The sequence below is a fragment of the Streptomyces sp. NPDC042346 genome, from assembly GCF_055581845.1.
Genome location: NZ_JBVJEH010000002.1, coordinates 1,118,977 through 1,134,352, shown reverse-complemented (window position 1 = coordinate 1,134,352; position 15,376 = coordinate 1,118,977). Strand labels below are relative to the sequence as shown.

Annotated in this window: 14 protein-coding genes; 6 read left to right on the top strand and 8 right to left on the bottom strand. The window is 72.5% G+C overall.

Features of this window, described 5'->3' with window-relative positions; genetic code table 11:
- Positions 1–8: 8 nt before the first annotated feature.
- Entirely contained in the window at positions 9–1,226 is a 1,218-nt protein-coding gene (locus tag ACZ6K0_RS13605) for an SPFH domain-containing protein (RefSeq protein WP_469232178.1), read from the bottom strand.
- A gap of 174 nt (positions 1,227–1,400) precedes the next feature.
- Between ACZ6K0_RS13605 and ACZ6K0_RS13600 the strand changes: the two genes are divergently transcribed.
- Both ACZ6K0_RS13600 and ACZ6K0_RS13595 read left to right on the top strand, forming a co-directional pair.
- Complete coding sequence (locus ACZ6K0_RS13600) at positions 1,401–1,877, top strand: hypothetical protein (RefSeq protein ID WP_376409968.1); 477 nt, start codon at positions 1,401–1,403, stop codon at positions 1,875–1,877.
- 68 nt (positions 1,878–1,945) lie between these two features.
- Positions 1,946–2,974, top strand: coding sequence for a S66 family peptidase (locus ACZ6K0_RS13595; RefSeq protein ID WP_469232177.1), 1,029 nt, complete (start codon positions 1,946–1,948; stop codon positions 2,972–2,974).
- 12 nt (positions 2,975–2,986) lie between these two features.
- Here the strand turns inward: ACZ6K0_RS13595 and ACZ6K0_RS13590 are convergent, their stop codons facing one another.
- From ACZ6K0_RS13590 to ACZ6K0_RS13580, 3 genes are all read right to left on the bottom strand, one after another.
- Complete coding sequence (locus ACZ6K0_RS13590) at positions 2,987–3,409, bottom strand: DUF350 domain-containing protein (protein ID WP_317601289.1); 423 nt, start codon at positions 3,407–3,409, stop codon at positions 2,987–2,989.
- A gap of 156 nt (positions 3,410–3,565) precedes the next feature.
- Entirely contained in the window at positions 3,566–4,168 is a 603-nt protein-coding gene (locus tag ACZ6K0_RS13585; RefSeq protein WP_376409962.1) for an HdeD family acid-resistance protein, read from the bottom strand.
- 36 nt (positions 4,169–4,204) lie between these two features.
- Entirely contained in the window at positions 4,205–5,581 is a 1,377-nt protein-coding gene (locus tag ACZ6K0_RS13580; RefSeq protein ID WP_469232175.1) for a M20/M25/M40 family metallo-hydrolase, read from the bottom strand.
- 176 nt (positions 5,582–5,757) lie between these two features.
- Between ACZ6K0_RS13580 and ACZ6K0_RS13575 the strand changes: the two genes are divergently transcribed.
- Positions 5,758–6,318: a DoxX family membrane protein gene (locus tag ACZ6K0_RS13575; RefSeq protein WP_376409956.1), complete on the top strand. Its 561-nt coding sequence runs from the start codon at positions 5,758–5,760 to the stop codon at positions 6,316–6,318.
- Between the two features lie 32 nt (positions 6,319–6,350).
- Entirely contained in the window at positions 6,351–7,262 is a 912-nt protein-coding gene (gene opcA, locus ACZ6K0_RS13570) for a glucose-6-phosphate dehydrogenase assembly protein OpcA (protein ID WP_376409953.1), read from the top strand.
- 42 nt (positions 7,263–7,304) lie between these two features.
- On the opposite strand, the gene ACZ6K0_RS13565 is transcribed toward opcA, so the two are convergent.
- Positions 7,305–8,531, bottom strand: a complete 1,227-nt coding sequence (locus ACZ6K0_RS13565) for a cytochrome P450 family protein (RefSeq protein ID WP_469232173.1) — start codon at positions 8,529–8,531, stop codon at positions 7,305–7,307.
- A 248-nt stretch (positions 8,532–8,779) separates the two neighbouring features.
- On the opposite strand from ACZ6K0_RS13565, the gene ACZ6K0_RS13560 reads away from it, so the two are divergent.
- The gene (locus tag ACZ6K0_RS13560) at positions 8,780–9,970 is read left to right on the top strand and encodes a cytochrome P450 (protein WP_376409948.1); all 1,191 of its coding nucleotides are present in this window, start codon (positions 8,780–8,782) and stop codon (positions 9,968–9,970) included.
- A 169-nt stretch (positions 9,971–10,139) separates the two neighbouring features.
- On the opposite strand, the gene ACZ6K0_RS13555 is transcribed toward ACZ6K0_RS13560, so the two are convergent.
- From ACZ6K0_RS13555 to ACZ6K0_RS13545, 3 genes are all read right to left on the bottom strand, one after another.
- Positions 10,140–10,970 (bottom strand): aldo/keto reductase, encoded by an 831-nt coding sequence (locus ACZ6K0_RS13555; protein WP_469232171.1) that lies wholly within the window; start codon positions 10,968–10,970, stop codon positions 10,140–10,142.
- 119 nt (positions 10,971–11,089) lie between these two features.
- Complete coding sequence (locus ACZ6K0_RS13550; protein WP_469232169.1) at positions 11,090–12,292, bottom strand: MFS transporter; 1,203 nt, start codon at positions 12,290–12,292, stop codon at positions 11,090–11,092.
- A 357-nt stretch (positions 12,293–12,649) separates the two neighbouring features.
- The gene (locus tag ACZ6K0_RS13545; protein WP_469232167.1) at positions 12,650–14,518 is read right to left on the bottom strand and encodes a CAP domain-containing protein; all 1,869 of its coding nucleotides are present in this window, start codon (positions 14,516–14,518) and stop codon (positions 12,650–12,652) included.
- Positions 14,519–14,681: 163 nt separating this feature from the next.
- Between ACZ6K0_RS13545 and ACZ6K0_RS13540 the strand changes: the two genes are divergently transcribed.
- Positions 14,682–15,374: a phosphatase PAP2 family protein gene (locus tag ACZ6K0_RS13540; RefSeq protein ID WP_469232165.1), complete on the top strand. Its 693-nt coding sequence runs from the start codon at positions 14,682–14,684 to the stop codon at positions 15,372–15,374.
- Positions 15,375–15,376: the final 2 nt, after the last annotated feature.

Sequence of the window (15,376 nt, the reverse complement as noted above, 5' to 3'; positions counted from 1 at the left end):
GATCCTCGTCACTCCTGATTCTGTGGGGCCGGCCCGCCACGCCGGGTGTAGAAAGCCACGGTCAAGTCCTTGACCAGGGCCTGGCGTTCGAAGTCGTCGAGTTCGACGAGTCCGCGTGTGGTCAGCCGTGTCACCGTGTCGTCCACGGCGTCGATGACACCGGTCAGGACGGAGTCCCGGTGCTTGGCGTCGAGCGCGGCGATCTGCCGCCGCTGCATCGCGGCGGCCACCTCGGGGGCGTACTCGATGCGGGTCGGCTGGGCGGAGAAGACCGCGATGCCGACCGGCCGGCACTCGGCCGCGAGCATGCGGGTGAGGGCGTCGCCGACGGCCTCCGCGTCCCGGAGGGTCGGCGCGTCGCCCCGGAAGGCGTCGGCGGGCAGCTGGGAGAGCACCCGCGCGACGGCCGCCTCCACCTGCTCCCGCAGATAGCCGAGATGGTCGTCGACGGCGAACAGCGCCCGGGCCGTGTCCCGCACCGACCAGACCACCAGGACCACGACGCGCAGCGCCGAACCCTCGGCGTCGACGACGGCGATCGGCTCGCTGCGCCAGTGCCGCAGCCTGACGTCGATCCGGCGGCGCAGGACGAAGGGGCTGACCCAGGCGAGGCCGGTCCGCCGTACGGTGCCCCGGTAGCGGCCGAAGAGCGAGAGCACCCAGGCGGAGCCCGTACGGCCGCGGGTCAGGCCGCCGAAGGCGACGACGGCGACGACGGCGCAGCTGGCGAGCGCCGCCCACTGCCAGGGCAGCAGGTGCACGGCGCTCAGGGGGCGGGCCCGCCAGAGCGTCGCGGCCGCCCCGCCGAGCGCGGTCAGGGCGACGAGCACGGCGAGCCAGCCGGGGACGGCGGGTCCGGGGCGCTCGACGAGGTCGGGGTCGGGGTCGGAGGGCGGCGGGCGCCGGGAGACGGCGATCGCGGGGACGGTCTGCGGGGACTGAGGGGACTGCGGGGAGTGTGGGGATTGAGGGGACTGCGAGGTCGGCACGGACCGCGCGGAATTCAGGGACGGCAGGGACTGCGTCGAGGGTGTCGACTGCGTCGACCGCACGGGCGCTGTCGGTCCGTCGAGTCCTGTCGGTTCCGTCTCCTCGGGCCGGTCGCCCGGCCTGGGCAGGGTGGCGGTCGGTCGCGCGGGATCCGACCGGAAGAGGTCGTCCATCGGTATGCCGTCAGGATGACGACGCACGCGGACGGGCAGGGGCCGCTTCTGTGGCTCGGTCATGAGGCCCTTCCGGCCATCAGGAGATGACGGCACGTCGGATGATCTTCAAAGACCATCGTCACAGGGGTGAATGTCCGGAATGCCGCGACGAAAGTCCCGAATGTCCGGGACTTTGGTCCCTTGGCCAAGGCTTCACGGCGAGCATGTGTCAGTGGGGGCGCCTACCGTTTTCGTATGACGAAGACGAGCGGTGGGGGAACGTTCGAGGCGGCCACGGGCGACGGTCCGCCGCTGCCCGGGGCCGAGGCCGAGCAGCGGTCGCGGGAGGTGCGGGCGGCCCGGGACGGGCTGCTCCAGATCAGGCGCCTGACGAACGGTCGGGGCGGCGACCCGGCGGCGGTGCCCGCCGAGTGGGAGCGCGGGAGACCGGTCCGCGCGGTGGCCCTGGCCCTGGAGCACGGCGGGCTCACCCCCTCGTCCGTGGACGCCTCGGGCGTACGGGTCGCCACCGGCTACCGGGTCCGGGCGGGGGACCGGCCGGCGACCGCCGTGGTGGAGTGGCTGGGCCCGCCGGGCTCGGGAGCCGCCCAGGAGGAGGCGGAGGCGCTGGCCGCGTGCGTACCCGTACTCGCGCGACTGGGCTGGGAGGCGCTGCTCTACCGGGGGCCGCGCGGGCGTCGCTTCCTGGAGGTGGAGCCCATGAATCCGTGACGGGAACGGGCGGACCGCCATCGAAATTCGATGCCGCTCGACGGTGACGTCATGTCAGGATCCAGCGCATGTCGATGCGATACCCGAACCCCTTGCGCCCCGGTGACCGGATAGGCGTCACCTCGCCGTCGAGCGGAGTGCCCAAGGAGATGCGTGCGCGCCTCGACGTCGCGATCCGCGACGTGGAGGCCCGGGGGTACGAGGTGGTGGTCGGCGCCTGCATGGACGGCGCGGGGCACGTCAGCGCCCCCGCCGCCGAGCGTGCGAGTGAGCTGACGGCGATGCTGACGGACCCCGGCATCAGGGCCGTCGTGCCGCCGTGGGGCGGTGAGACCGCGATCGACCTGCTTCCGCTGCTCGACTGGGGCCGGCTGCGGGAGGCCGAGCCGACCTGGCTCGTCGGCTACTCCGACATGGCGACCGTCCTGACGCCGCTGACGCTCCTCACGGGGACGGCGACCGTGCACGGGAACAACCTCATGGACACGCCCTACCGCGTGCCCGAAGGTCTGCTGTCCTGGCTCGACATCGTCGCCGCCCCACGGGGACACGCGTTCACCCAGGTCCCGCCGGACCACCACCGGGCCGCGGGCTGGGACGACTACCGAACCCATCCCGGCGTACGCGAGTTCACGCTCGACCCCCCCGGCAGGTGGACCAGGCTGGACGGCGACGGAGACGTGGACGTCGAGGGACGGCTGATCGGGGGCTGCGTCGAGATGCTGTGCAACCTCACGGGCACGCCCTACCTCGACGCCTCCGCCTTCGCGCGGGCCGAGGCCCCGGAAGGACTCCTCGTCTACGTCGAGGCCGGGGGCGACGACGCCTTCGCCATCTGCCGGTACCTGCACGGCATGCGGCTCGCGGGCTTCTTCGACGCGGCGAACGCGGTCCTCGTCGGCCGGACCTCGGCGCCCGGCCGCGACTCGCTGAGCCAGCACCAGGCCGTGCTCGACGCCCTCGGACCGCTGAACGTGCCGATCGTCGCCGACGTCGAGTGCGGGCACGTCGCGCCCTACCTGCCGATCGTCAACGGAGCGCGCGGCCGCGTCGTCCACACCGCGGCGCGCAGCGAACTGACCCAGACGCTGGACTGACGCGCAGGGGCGTCAGGCGATCGAGGCCGAGACGATCGCCGAGACCGCGAGGTTGCAGGAGGCCGTCACCCACACCGCCGGGTGCGGCTCGGGGTCGACCAGCGTGGCGCCGAGCTTGCCCGGCGTCACCAGGTCGACGACGAGGAAGGCGACCGCCATCATCACGAGGCCGAGCAGGCCGAACGCGGCGGTGGAGACGAGCCCCTTGCCGAAGTCGTGGTACGTGGTCCAGATCGACGTGAAGACGATGCCGCCTATGCCGAGGAGCGCGGAGCTCAGCAGGATCGCGGCGTTGCGGTTGCGCTCTTCCCAGATCTGCCGGCCGAGCTTCCCCGGCGTCAGCAGATCCACGAGCACGATGCCGAGGATCAGCAGGACCACGCCGAGGGCGCCGTACGCGCCCGCCCGGCCCAGGCCGTTGACGATGTCGCTCATGGGTTGCCGACTCCGGAAGGGTTGCGATCGCGGGGGATCGGTGGTCAAGGACCGGCAAAATGTAGCGCACAGGTCAACCGCGCCCGCCGTCCGCCCGGAAATCGGGCGGACGGCGGGCGGTACACGCGGATTACCGGGGGCGGTGGGGCCGTTCCGTCAGGCCCCCGCCGGCAGGTCCTTGGCGCGCGAGCGGATCACGAACGCCGTGACGGCCTCGACCACGCCGACCACGAGCAGCCAGACACCGACGAGGACGGTGAGGACCGCCGCCGACTCCAGCGGCGACACGATCAGCACCACGCCGGCGACCGCGCTCACGACGCCGAGGAAGATCTGCCAGCCGCGCGCGGGCATCGCGGGGTCGGAGGCCGCGGCCACCGTCTGCGTGATGCCCCGGAACAGCCAGCCGATGCCGATCCAGAGCGCGAGCAGCAGGGTCGACTGCATCGCGCCCCGGAAGCAGAACAGACCGAGCAGGATCGAGAGTGCGCCGCTGATGAACGCCATGACCCGCAGCGCCGTCGTCGCGTGCGTACCGAAGGCCGCGACCAGCTGCATCACGCCGCTGAAGAGCAGATAGAGGCCGAAGAGCACACCGGCCACCCTCAGGGAGGCGTCCGGCCAGGCGAGCACCATGATGCCCAGGACCACCGAGACGAGTCCGGCGACGAGCAGCGCCTGCCAGGCCGCGCCCGCCAGCACACCGAGCGGACCGGGCGGTACGTCGTGCGGCGAGGGTCTGTCATGAGTCTGTGTCATGGAATCTTCGGTCCCTTTCCATTCGGGGGGCAGCGGTCAGCGTGCGGTCGCGTAGCCGCTGAGGAAGAGCGCCTCGGCCAGTGCCATGTGCTCGATCTCGGAGGGGTCCACGCTCTCGTTGGGCGCGTGGATGAGGCAGCCGGGCTCCTCGACGCCGATCAGCGCGATCTCCGCCTCGGGGAACCGGTCGGCGAGCACGTTGCACAGCGGGATCGACCCGCCCTGCCCCGACTGGACCATCTCCTTCCCGTACGCCTCGCGGAGTGCCGACGCCAGCGCCCGGTAGGCCGGACCGTCGGTCCGCGCCCGGAAGGGCTGCCCGGCGCTCTCCGCCTCCACCTCGACCCGGGCGCCCCAGGGCGCGGCCGCGGTCAGATGGTCGGTGAGCGCACGGAGCGCGTCGTCCGCGTCGATGCCCGGCGGGACCCGGAGGCTGACCCTGGCCCGTACCTTCGCCTGGATCGCGGCCGAGGAGCCCACGACCGGCGGGCAGTCGATGCCGAGGACGGTGACGGCGGGCCGGGCCCAGAGCTCGTCGGCGACCGAGCCCGTACCGACGAGGGACACGCCGTCCAGGACGCCCACGTCGGTCCGGAACTGTTCGGCCGGATAGTCCACGCCGTCCCAGGAACCGTCGCCCGGCAGCCCCTTGATCGCGGTGTTGCCGTGCTCGTCGCGCAGGCCGTCGAGGATCCGTACCAGCGCGGCCAGCGCGTCGGGCGCGGGGCCGCCGAACATCCCCGAGTGCATCTCGCCCTTGAGCGTGGAGACGGTCACCACCACGTTGGTGAGCCCGCGCAGCGACGTCGTCGCGGTGGGCAGTCCGCGCGCGAAGTTGCCGGTGTCGCAGATCAGCAGGGCGTCGGCGGCGAACAGGTCGGGCTGGAGCGGTACGAGCTGTTCCATGCCGCCCGTGCCCTGCTCCTCCGAACCCTCCGCGACGAATTTGATGTGTACGGGGAAGTCCTTGCCCTCCGGCCCGCCCAGCGCGCGCAGGGCCGTCAGATGCATGGCGATGTTGCCCTTGCAGTCGGCGGAGCCGCGCCCGTACCAGCGGCCGTCGCGTTCGGTGAGCTCGAAGGGCGGTGTCTGCCAGGCGTCGTCGTCGAGCGGCGGCTGGACGTCGTAGTGGCAGTAGAGGAGGACCGTGGGCGCCCCCTCGGGGCCGGGCGCGTGGCCGACCACCGCGTCCGTGCCGTCCGGGGTCGTCACCCGCCGCATGTCGCGGAGACCGGCCTCGGTGAAGGCGCGTACGAGGAAGTCGGCGGCCTTGGCGCACTCCTCCGGCGGGAACTGCCGGGCATCGGCGACGGACCGCATCGCCACGAGCGCGGTGAGGTCCTCCTTCGCCCGGGGCATCAGCGTGCGGACCCTCTCCCGCAGGGCGGCGGTCTCGGGGGACTCGGCGGTCATGCGTACCCACTCTCTTCGGGTCGGCCACAGCTCCCTCACTAAAGCAACGGAGGACAATTGCCGCAAAAGATGACTCCGATGGAGCAGAGGACGGTGCTCCCGGGCGGCGCGTCCGGAGGAAGGGGCCGAGAGTGGACGGCGTACGAGTCCGCCTTCCCGCACGTTACGGAGCCCTCATGTCCCATTCCCGGCTCAACCGACGCGACCTCGGACTCCTCGTGCTGCGGGTCGGCACCGGAGCCGTACTCGCCGCGCACGGCACGCAGAAGCTCTTCGGCTGGTTCGGCGGCGGCGGCATCGAAGGCACCGCCAAGGGCATGGAGGCCATGGGCTTCTCGCCCGGCCGGGAGAGCGCGATCGCCGCCGGTCTCGGCGAGGCGGGCGGCGGTGTCCTCCTCGCCCTCGGCCTCGCCACCCCGGCGGCCGGCGCCGCCGCGGCCGGCGCCATGACGGGCGCCGTCGCCGTCCACGCCCCGGCCGGCTTCTTCGCCCAGGGCGGCGGGTACGAGTACCCGGCCTTCCTCGGCTTCACCGCCGCCGCGATCGGCATCGCGGGCGCGGGCCGGTACTCCCTCGACCACGCCACCTGCCACGTCCTCGACCGGCCGTGGGTGGTGGCGACCGCCTTCCTCGGCACCGCGATCGCGGCCGCGGCCGTCGTCGGCCGCCGCAGCCAGGACCAGGCGTCCCCGGACGACGGGGAACCGGTGGACGCCGCACCCGGCGAGGAGCGTTAGGCTCGCCACCGAGGAAGGGACGGGCGCCGCGCATGAAGATCGATCTGACGGACACCAACTCCAGCAAGATCAATAAGGCGATCCTGGAGGGCCGCCGGGCGGTCGGGACTCCCGCCGTGGGCGTCGTGCTCACGATGCTCGTCGTCACGGACGAGGAGAACGCCTACGACGCGGTCCGGGCCGCCAGCGAAGCCTCGCGGGAGCACCCCTCCCGCATCCTCGTCGTCATCAAGCGCCACGCCCGCTCGCCCCGCGAGCGGCACGAGACCCGGCTCGACGCCGAGGTCAGGCTCGGCAGCGACGCCGGTTCGGGCGAGACGGTCCTGCTCCGTCTCCACGGCGAACTCGGCGCCCGCGCCGACTCCGTGGTCCTGCCGCTGCTCCTGCCGGACGCGCCGGTCGTCGTCTGGTGGCCCGTGGACGCCCCCGAGGTCCCCTCCCGGGATCCCCTGGGCGTGCTCGCGCAGCGCCGCATCACCGACATGTACGCCGTCGAGGACCCGCTCGCCGCCCTGGAGGCACGGGCCGCCTCCTACGCCCCCGGCGACACGGACCTCGCCTGGACCCGGCTCACCCCGTGGCGCTCGATGCTCGCCGCCGCGCTCGACCAGGCCCGGGCGACCGTGACCTCCGCCGCCGTCGAGAGCGAGGCGGAGAACCCCAGCGCCGAACTCCTCGCCCGCTGGTTCGAGGTCCGGCTCGGCGTCCCCGTCGACCGGATCGTGTCCGACGGCCCGGTCGTCACGGCCGTCCGCATGGGCACGCCCGACGGGGAGATCCGCATCGACCGGCCGGAGGGCCCGGTGGCCCGCCTGGCCATCCCCGGCCAGCCCAGCCGGGTCCTCGCCCTCAAGGTCCGGACCACCGCCGAGCTGATCGCCGAGGAACTGCGCCGTCTCGACCCCGACGAGGCCTACGCGGCCGCCCTGCGCGGCCGCGCCTGACCCACCCGGTGCGGGCTCGGCCCGTCGGCCGAGTCCGCGGGCTCAGCCCTCCGGGGTGAAGCTCACCGGCAGCGTCGCCATGCCCCGCAGGATGCCCTCGCGCCGCGTCAGATCGGCGTCCGGGTCCGTCAGGCGCAGGTCCGGGAAGCGGCGGAGCAGGGTCCCGATGGCGATCCGGGCCTCGGCCCGGGCCAGCGGCGCGCCCAGGCAGAAATGCACACCATGGCCGAAAGCGAGCTGTTGCGGGACCTCGCGGCGTGCCACGTCGAGGATGTCGGCCCGGTCGTACCGGGCCGGGTCGCGGTTGGCCGCCGCGAGCCCGATGATGATCATCTCGCCCGCCGGGATGGTGACGCCGCCGATCTCGTACGTGTCGACGGTGAAGCGCGCGACGCCCCGGCTCACCGGGCCCTCGTAGCGCAGCAGTTCCTCGATCGCGCCGGGCAGCAGCGAGGGGTCGTCGCGGAGCGCCGCGAACTGCTCGGGGTGGCGCAGGAGCGCGTGGACGCCGTTGGCGATGAGGCTCGCCGTCGTCTCGTGACCGGCCAGCGTGAGCAGGATGGTCATGGCCGTCAGCTCGCGGTCGCTGATCCGCTCCTCGGCCTGCGCGGCACAGAGCGCGCTCAGCAGGTCGTCCTTCGGATCGGCCTTGCGCTGCGCGATCAACGGCTCGAAGAACTCCGTGAGTTCGGCACGGGCCTGCGCCCCCTTGGCGAGCCGCTCGGGCGTGTTCGGGGGCATGATGAGACCGACCGCGAGGCGGGCGAAGTCGGGCTGGTCCTCGGCCGGGATGCCGATGAGTTCGCTGAGGACGGCCATGGGCAGCGGAAGCGCGAACTGGGAGACCAGATCGGCGGATCCGCGTGCCGCGAAGGCGTCGATGAAGGCGTCGGTGTGCGCCTGGACGCGGGGTGCCAGCTGCTCGACGCGGCGGAAGGTGAAGGCCTTCGAGACGAGGTTGCGCAGCCGGGTGTGGTCCTCGCCGTTGGCGACGAGCATGCTGGCCATCAGGACGTTGGTGCGTTCCTGATGGGCCATCTCCTCCTCAAGTCCGTTGACGCCGACGGGACTGCTGCTGAGCCGGGGGTCGGTGAGCGCGGCCACCGCCTCGTCGTAACCGGTGACCATCCAGACTTCAAGGGTGGGATTCAGCCGGACGCGCTGGACGACTCCGTGCTCGCGGATGCGCTCGAAGAGCGGGTACGGGTTGGGCTGTTGGGCGACGTTTACCGGGACATCGTGAACAATCGTCTGGTCTTTGCCGGTCATCTTCCGTAACTCCCCGAAGCTTTGTGAAAGATCTCTGGCAGGTAGTCATACCAGCCACCTCAGTTGCGTGGTAGCGTCACCGGCGCTCGGCTCGCATGATGTTCGAAAGTTGCACGGGGAAGGACCGGCGAACCGCCGGTGGCACGACGGCGAGACGCTCCGCCCACCGGCGGATCCACGTCTCGCACTGTTCGACTCGGAAGCACTCAAGGCCACAACCAGGCCGTATGCGAAGGGGGAGACGTTTCGTGGAGCAAGCGGCAGCTGTGGACCCGATCCTGGATCTGATCCGTCCGTCGAACCTGCGGAACCCGTACCCCGCGTACGCCCGGATGCGTGAGTCCACTCCCGTCTTCTGGCACGAACTGCTCGGTTCCTGGGTCCTGACCCGGCACGCCGACTGCCTCGCCGTCCTCACCGACAGTCACCGATTCGCCTCCGACTGGCGCCGCGCCGGGGAGGACATCCCCGCGCCGCTGCTGAGCGTGCAGACCCTCGATCCGCCGGAGCACACGGCCATCCGGCACCTGCTCCTCGACGGATTCCGGGCACAGGACCGGCGGGCGCTGCACGACGGTCTGGAGCTCCAGATCGCGGACCTGCTGGCGGAGTTGGCCGAGCGGCCCTCCTTCGACTTCGTCGGAGAACTGGCCGAACCGGTCGCGCTGCGCTTCGTGACCGCCTTCCTCGGCGTCCCGGCCCCCGAGCTCGACTGGTTCGTGCCCATGTCCCGTACCGTCGTCGACGGCATGGACGCGGGCCTGTGGCCGGAGAAGCACGAGCCCGCCGTCGCGGCCCGCGCCCGGCTCGCCGAGTACGCCGGCGGGTGGCTCGCGGATCCGCCCAAGGAAGGGCTCATCGCCCATGTCGCCGAGCACGCGGCGGACAGCGGCGTAGAGGAAACGATTCTTCGGAACAGTCTGCGCGCGGTCCTCCACGCCGGCTACGAATCCGCCTCGCGGCTCCTCGGCAACGCGGCGGCCGCCCTCCTCACCACCCCCGGCGCGATGGCCGCCTTCCCGGCGACTCCGGCCTCCGCCGTGGACGAACTCATCCGGTACGACGCACCCGTCCAGGCGGACGCCCGGGTCTGCGTCACCGACACCGAACTGGGTGGCGTCACGATGAGAGCGGGTGATCCGGTCACGCTCTTCCTGGGCGCGGCCAACCACGACCCGCTCCGCTTCGACCACCCCACAGACCTGCGACTCGACCGCGCCCCGAACCCTCACCTCGGGTTCGGCCGCGGAGCCCATGCCTGTCTGGGCGCGTCCATGGCGATCCGGCTCGCCGGATCGGTCCTCGGGGCCCTGGCCAGGGACTACCCGGACGCACGGGGAGTCGCGGAACCGGTACACCGGCGCAATCTGACCCTCCGCGGTCTCGACCGCTTCGAGGTCACTCTGCGCCCACGAGCGGGGGAGGGGGTACGACCATGAAGTACTGGCACTGACACCAGTGAGCGGGGCGCCCGTCCGGGAGGCGCGCGCCACGCCTCGTGCACGCCTGTGCACGACCTGAAGCCCGAGCCGCTTGTACGGCTCGGGCTTCAGCCCTGTCCGGGCCCGGACGGAACGGGCCGCGGGCGGAACGGGCGGGCCGGGCGGCTCAGTTGAGGGTGTCGGGGTCCGGTCCCGTGCGCAGTCCGCGGTCGAGGGCCGCGACCGACCGCATCTCGTCGTCGGAGAGGACGAAGCCGGGGCCGAAGACGTCGATGTTCTCGCGGATGCGGCCGGGGGTCACGGACTTCGGGATGACGACGTTCCCGAGCTGGAGGTGCCAGCGCAGCACCACCTGGGCCGGGGACTTCCCGTGCCGGGCGGCGATCGCGGCGATCGCCGGGTCGGCGAGCACCGCGCCCTGCGCGAGCGGGCTCCACGCCTCGGTGACGATCGCGTGCTCGGCGTGCAGCTCGCGCAACTCCCGCTGCTGGAGCGCCGGGTGGAGCTCGATCTGGTTGACGGCGGGCACCAGGTCGCTGCTGTCCAGGAGCCGACGGATGTGCGCGGGCTGGAAGTTGGAGACTCCCGCGGTGCGGACCCGCCCGTCGGCGACCAGCGTCTCGATGGCCTTCCAGGTGTCGACGTACAGGTCACGGGCCGGGGTGGGCCAGTGGATCAGGTACAGGTCGACGTGGTCGAGGCCGAGCTTGGCGAGGCTGTCGTCGAAGGCCCGCAGGGTGGAGTCGTACCCCTGGTCGGCGTTCCACAGCTTCGTGGTGACGAAGAGCTCCTCGCGGGGGACACCGGAGGCGGCGAGCGCGCGGCCCACCCCGGCCTCGTTGCCGTAGATCGCGGCGGTGTCGACGGAGCGGTAGCCGGCTTCGAGGGCGTGGGCCACGGCGGTGGTGGTCTCGTCGTCCGGGACCTGGAAGACGCCGAAGCCGAGCTGGGGGATCTCCGTGCCGTTGTTGAGGGTGACGGTGGGGACGTGGGACATGGGTGTACTGCCTTCTCTGCGATTCCGGGTGATGTGAGGTCGAGGGCGCCGACGCCGGCGGCGGAGGCGAGAGCCGGGGACGCGGACGCCTGGTCGAGGACGGTCGTCGCCCGGAGTGATCAGTGGTGTACGGGAGTGCGGGTGTCGGCGGTGGCGGTGTCGGCGGCTTCGGCCGTGGGAGTCCGGCGCTCCAGCGCCGCGGACCAGAAGGCGAGGCCGAGGGCGGCGGCGGCGAGGGCGGCGCCGACCCAGTTCGGGGCGGTGTAGCCGAAGCCGGCGGCGATGACGCTGCCGCCGAGCCAGGCGGCGAGCGCGTTGCCGAGGTTGAAGGCGCCGATGTTGACGGCGGAGGCCAGGGTCGGCGCGCCGTGCGCCTGGTCCAGGACGCGCTTCTGCAGCGGCGGCACCGTGGCGAAGCCGAGCGCCCCGACGAGGAGGATGCCGATCGCGGCGAGGACCTTGTGGTGGGCGGCCACGGTGAACAGGGCGAGGACGATCGCGAGCCCGCCGAGGGCGGCGTACAGCAGGGGCATCAACGCACGGTCGGCGTACCGGCCGCCGATCAGGTTGCCGAGGAACATGCCGACGCCGAAGAGGACGAGGAGCCAGGTGACCGCGCCGTCGGAGTAGCCGGCGACCTCGGTCATCATCGGTGCGATGTAGGTGATCGCGGCGAAGACGCCGCCGAAGCCGAGCACCGTCATCGCCATCGCGAGCAGCACCTGCGGATTGCGGAACGCCTTCAGCTCCTGGCGCAGGTGGGTGCCTTCCGGGCGGGGCATGGCGGGCACGAGCCTGGCGATGCCGAGCAGCCCGATCACACCGAGCACGGCGACGAGCGCGAAGGTGGTGCGCCACCCGACCGCCTGCCCGATGAAGGTGCCGAGCGGTACGCCGACGATGTTGGCGACCGTCAGGCCGGTGAACATGGTGGCGATGGCGCCGGCCTTCTTGTCCGGCGCGACGAGCTCGGCGGCGACGACGGAACCGATGCCGAAGAACGAGCCGTGGGCGAGCGAGGCGATCACGCGGCCCGTCAGCATCATCCCGAAGCTCGGGGCGACGGCGGAGAGCGTGTTGCCGAGGACGAACAGGCCCATCAGCAGCATGAGCATCCGCTTGCGGCTCACGTTGCCGCCGAGGACGGTCAGCAGGGGTGCGCCGACGACGACGCCGAGCGCGTAGCCGGTGACCAGCAGGCCCGCGGTGGGGATGGAGACGCCGTAGTCGCCGGCGATGTCGGGCAGTAGTCCCATGACGACGAACTCGGTCGTTCCGACCCCGAAGGCCCCGACTGCCAGGGCGAGGAGCGCGAGCGGCATGGCTCCGTCCTTCCGTGTTTGCTTGAGTAGGCTGCTTACGTGCTGCAACAATAATTGCAGACGCGCCATAAGCGCAAACGCGGATAACGTGCTTCTGGTGGGGGTGGGGGTGGGGGTGGGGGTGGGGGTCCTCTCATGGATGTCGCGCTGCGTGGCTGCGTCGCCACGCGCGATCTGTGCCTGGCCGTGATCGCCCGGGATCAGGCACGGTGGAGATGCCGGATCGGCCGGCGGCGGAGGGGGTGCCCGGCTACGACGTGGCCATGGGAGCGAGCCGGAGCGACAGGGCATCCCGTGCGGGCGCTGCCCCTGCTGTGGGTGGGCAGCGCCGCGGCGAACGCGTGCGGGGCGGCGGTGTCAGCGGGCGCCGAAGACCTGTGTCCAGTAAGGGCCGCCCGCGGAGTGGATGCCGATGCCTATCTCCTTGAACGAGCAGTTGAGGATGTTCGCGCGGTGCCCCGGGCTGTTCATCCAAGAGTCCATGACCTGTTCCGGCGTGCTCTGGCCCATGGCGATGTTCTCGCCGTACGTCGACCAGGGGTAGCCGGCTGCCGTCACCCGTTCCCCCGGGCCGTCGCCGTCGGGGTTGGTGTGGTCGAAGAAGTCACGCGCCGCCATGTCGTCGGAGTGGCCCTGAGCCGCCCTGGTCAGGGTCGAGTTCATCGACAGCGGGCCACAACCCGCCTTGGCGCGCTCCGCGTTGACGAGGGCCACGACCTGGTCGGCGGCCGAGCTCTGGCCCTGGTCGTTCTGCGCACCGGCTCCGGTACCGGTGCCGGTACTGGCTCCGGTACCCGCGCCCGAGTCCGTGCCCGTGTCGGTGCCGGAGTTCGAGTCGGTGCCGGTGCCGGTGCCGGTGCCGGTTGACTGTGGGCCGCCCGTGGGGGCCGTGGTGCGGGGCGGGGTCGTCCTCACCTGGGGCGGCGGGGTGGTGCGGGCGGGACGGGTCGGCTCGGTGGTGGTCCGCGCGGTGGGCGATGCCGACGTGGAGGGGCGTGCGGCGGCGGACTTGGAGGTGGACGGTGAGGAGGAGGGGGTCACCGGTTCCGTCACCGGGGCCCCGGAGTGGGAGGACGGGTCGTGGGCGAGTGGCAGGTCCGGGCCCGAGGCTGCCAGCCGGTTCGCTTCGAGGAGCTCGTCGTCCCCTCCACGCCCCCCGTACAGCGAGAAGGCTCCGCCCGTGACCGCCATGACCACGACACCGGCGGCGATGACGGCCCGGCGCCGGTTCCGTTCCTGCGTCTGACGACGGCGACGGAGCGCCGCACGCGAGCCGCGCCGGCCCGGTATCGAGGAGGCCGAGGCCGTCCCGTGGCGGGATATCAGTGGGGGCAGTTCGGTCGTACCGTACGGGCTTGCGGCCGTGAACGGCTGCTCGGTGCTTTCGTACGAGACGGAGGCGCCGTGTGAGCCGGGGGCGTACGAAGGCGCAGGCAGTGGTGTGACGTCTTCCCGGGCGGCCGCACTCGCCTGGGCCGCACTCGCCTCGGCCGAACGCGCGGGGCGCGTGGCCGTCAGGAGGATCGCCGCGGGGACCAGGCCGTTCCAGCGCGTCGCGCAGTGCCCGCAGGCGAGCGTGTGCTGGGCCAGGTGGTCGCGCCACGGGGCGGAGGGCCGGCCGTCCCATCCCGCCGCCTCTCGGCTCAGGCCGCGGCAGGGCGCGTTCTCGGTCAGTGCGCCCGCCACGACCCGGGCTGCGTCGAGCCGGGCCTGTAGCCCCTCGACGCGGACCGTCGTGTCTTCGACGGACCACCGCAGCGCGGCCGCGGTCTCGAAGCGGGTCAGCTCACCCGTGCACTCCAGCCGCCACAGGGCCAACAGTTCGCCGTCGTCCGGGTCCAGCCAGCGCGCCGCCGTGGTGATCTCGTACGCCTGACCCCTCGGGTGCTGCCACTCGGCGGCCGGCGTCGCGGCGTCCCCCTGCGCGAAACCGGCCGGCTGCGCGTGCCGGTGCCTACGGATCCCGTCCACGGCGATCGCGACCAGCCACGGCCTGAAGGTGGCGGGATCGGACACGGCGGCCAGCCCGTCGAGGGCGCGCAGCATCGTCTCCCGTACGACGTGTTCGACGTGCTCGGCGCCCCCACGGCCGCTCATGGCGAGCGCCACGGTGGTGCGGATCAGGGGCAGGTGGGCGGTGACCAGCTGCTCCCGCGCCCATGGGTCACCGTTCCGTGCCGCCATGACCAGCTCGGTGTCCCGCTCGGTTCCTGTGCTCTGCCGCACGCCGACTGTCCCGTCTGTTGGAGATGGTTGCGCACGGGAGAGCCTGGGGCCCGGGCATGGATAACGGAAAGCGGAAGGACGGTGAAAGTGATGTGGGTCACGCGGGGTGGTGAGGTGTGCGGGGTCGACAGTCGGGTCCGAATCCGCCGCCTATCGTGAGGACATGGACGTGGATCGCCTGGCCGGAGCGGAGCGGGAACTCGGGGCAGACCGTCGCGCGGTGCTGCCCCCGTTGCTGCGCGTGTGGGTCGGGCTGGTCGCGGCCCTTGCCGCGCTCGTGGCCGTCGTGCTCGGGGTCCTCTACAGCGGCCGGGGCGACCCCGGCGCGGTCGACGCGTGGCTCTGGTCGACGGCGGACGGCGTGCCGCCGCCGTGGCGGACGGTCGCGCTCGCCACGGACTTCCTGGGGGAGCCCGTGGGGGCGGCGATGCTGGTCGTGGCCCTCGTGGCGGGCTGCCTGCTCCTTCGGCGCCCTCGCGCGGCGGTGCTCGTCGTCGCCGGTGCCGGTCTGACCGTGGCGACGACGAGGCTGCTGAAGCACCTGGTGGGACGCACCATCCACGGCGACGAGAACCTGTCCTACCCGAGCGGGCACACCGCCTTCCTCACCGCGCTCGCCCTCGCCGTCGCGCTGCTCGCGACCGGCCGGCTCGGGCTCGGCAGGGCGGCCGGCACCTCGCTCGTGCTCGTCGCGGCGCTGGTCGCCGGCGCCGCCATGGGATGGGCGCAGGTCGTCCTGGGCGCGCACTACCCGACCGACGTCCTCGGCGGCTGGTGCACCGCGCTGGTGGTGGTGCCGGCGACCGCGTGGCTGGTCGACCGGATCGCCGACGAGGGCCGGTGGCAGCACCGCTGACG

What these genes read in the sequence shown, in the direction of transcription:
- ACZ6K0_RS13595 (WP_469232177.1), top strand. Translation starts at nt 1,946, where the DNA reads ATGTCGATGCGATACCCGAACCCCTTGCGCCCCGGTGACCGGATAGGC.
- ACZ6K0_RS13550 (WP_469232169.1), bottom strand. Translation starts at nt 12,292, where the DNA reads ATGCCGCTCGCGCTCCTCGCCCTGGCAGTCGGGGCCTTCGGGGTCGGA.
- ACZ6K0_RS13575 (WP_376409956.1), top strand. Translation starts at nt 5,758, where the DNA reads ATGTCCCATTCCCGGCTCAACCGACGCGACCTCGGACTCCTCGTGCTG.
- opcA (WP_376409953.1), top strand. Translation starts at nt 6,351, where the DNA reads ATGAAGATCGATCTGACGGACACCAACTCCAGCAAGATCAATAAGGCG.
- ACZ6K0_RS13605 (WP_469232178.1), bottom strand. Translation starts at nt 1,226, where the DNA reads ATGACCGAGCCACAGAAGCGGCCCCTGCCCGTCCGCGTGCGTCGTCAT.
- ACZ6K0_RS13580 (WP_469232175.1), bottom strand. Translation starts at nt 5,581, where the DNA reads ATGACCGCCGAGTCCCCCGAGACCGCCGCCCTGCGGGAGAGGGTCCGC.
- ACZ6K0_RS13585 (WP_376409962.1), bottom strand. Translation starts at nt 4,168, where the DNA reads ATGACACAGACTCATGACAGACCCTCGCCGCACGACGTACCGCCCGGT.
- ACZ6K0_RS13555 (WP_469232171.1), bottom strand. Translation starts at nt 10,970, where the DNA reads ATGTCCCACGTCCCCACCGTCACCCTCAACAACGGCACGGAGATCCCC.
- ACZ6K0_RS13540 (WP_469232165.1), top strand. Translation starts at nt 14,682, where the DNA reads ATGGACGTGGATCGCCTGGCCGGAGCGGAGCGGGAACTCGGGGCAGAC.
- ACZ6K0_RS13590 (WP_317601289.1), bottom strand. Translation starts at nt 3,409, where the DNA reads ATGAGCGACATCGTCAACGGCCTGGGCCGGGCGGGCGCGTACGGCGCC.
- ACZ6K0_RS13600 (WP_376409968.1), top strand. Translation starts at nt 1,401, where the DNA reads ATGACGAAGACGAGCGGTGGGGGAACGTTCGAGGCGGCCACGGGCGAC.
- ACZ6K0_RS13565 (WP_469232173.1), bottom strand. Translation starts at nt 8,531, where the DNA reads ATGACCGGCAAAGACCAGACGATTGTTCACGATGTCCCGGTAAACGTC.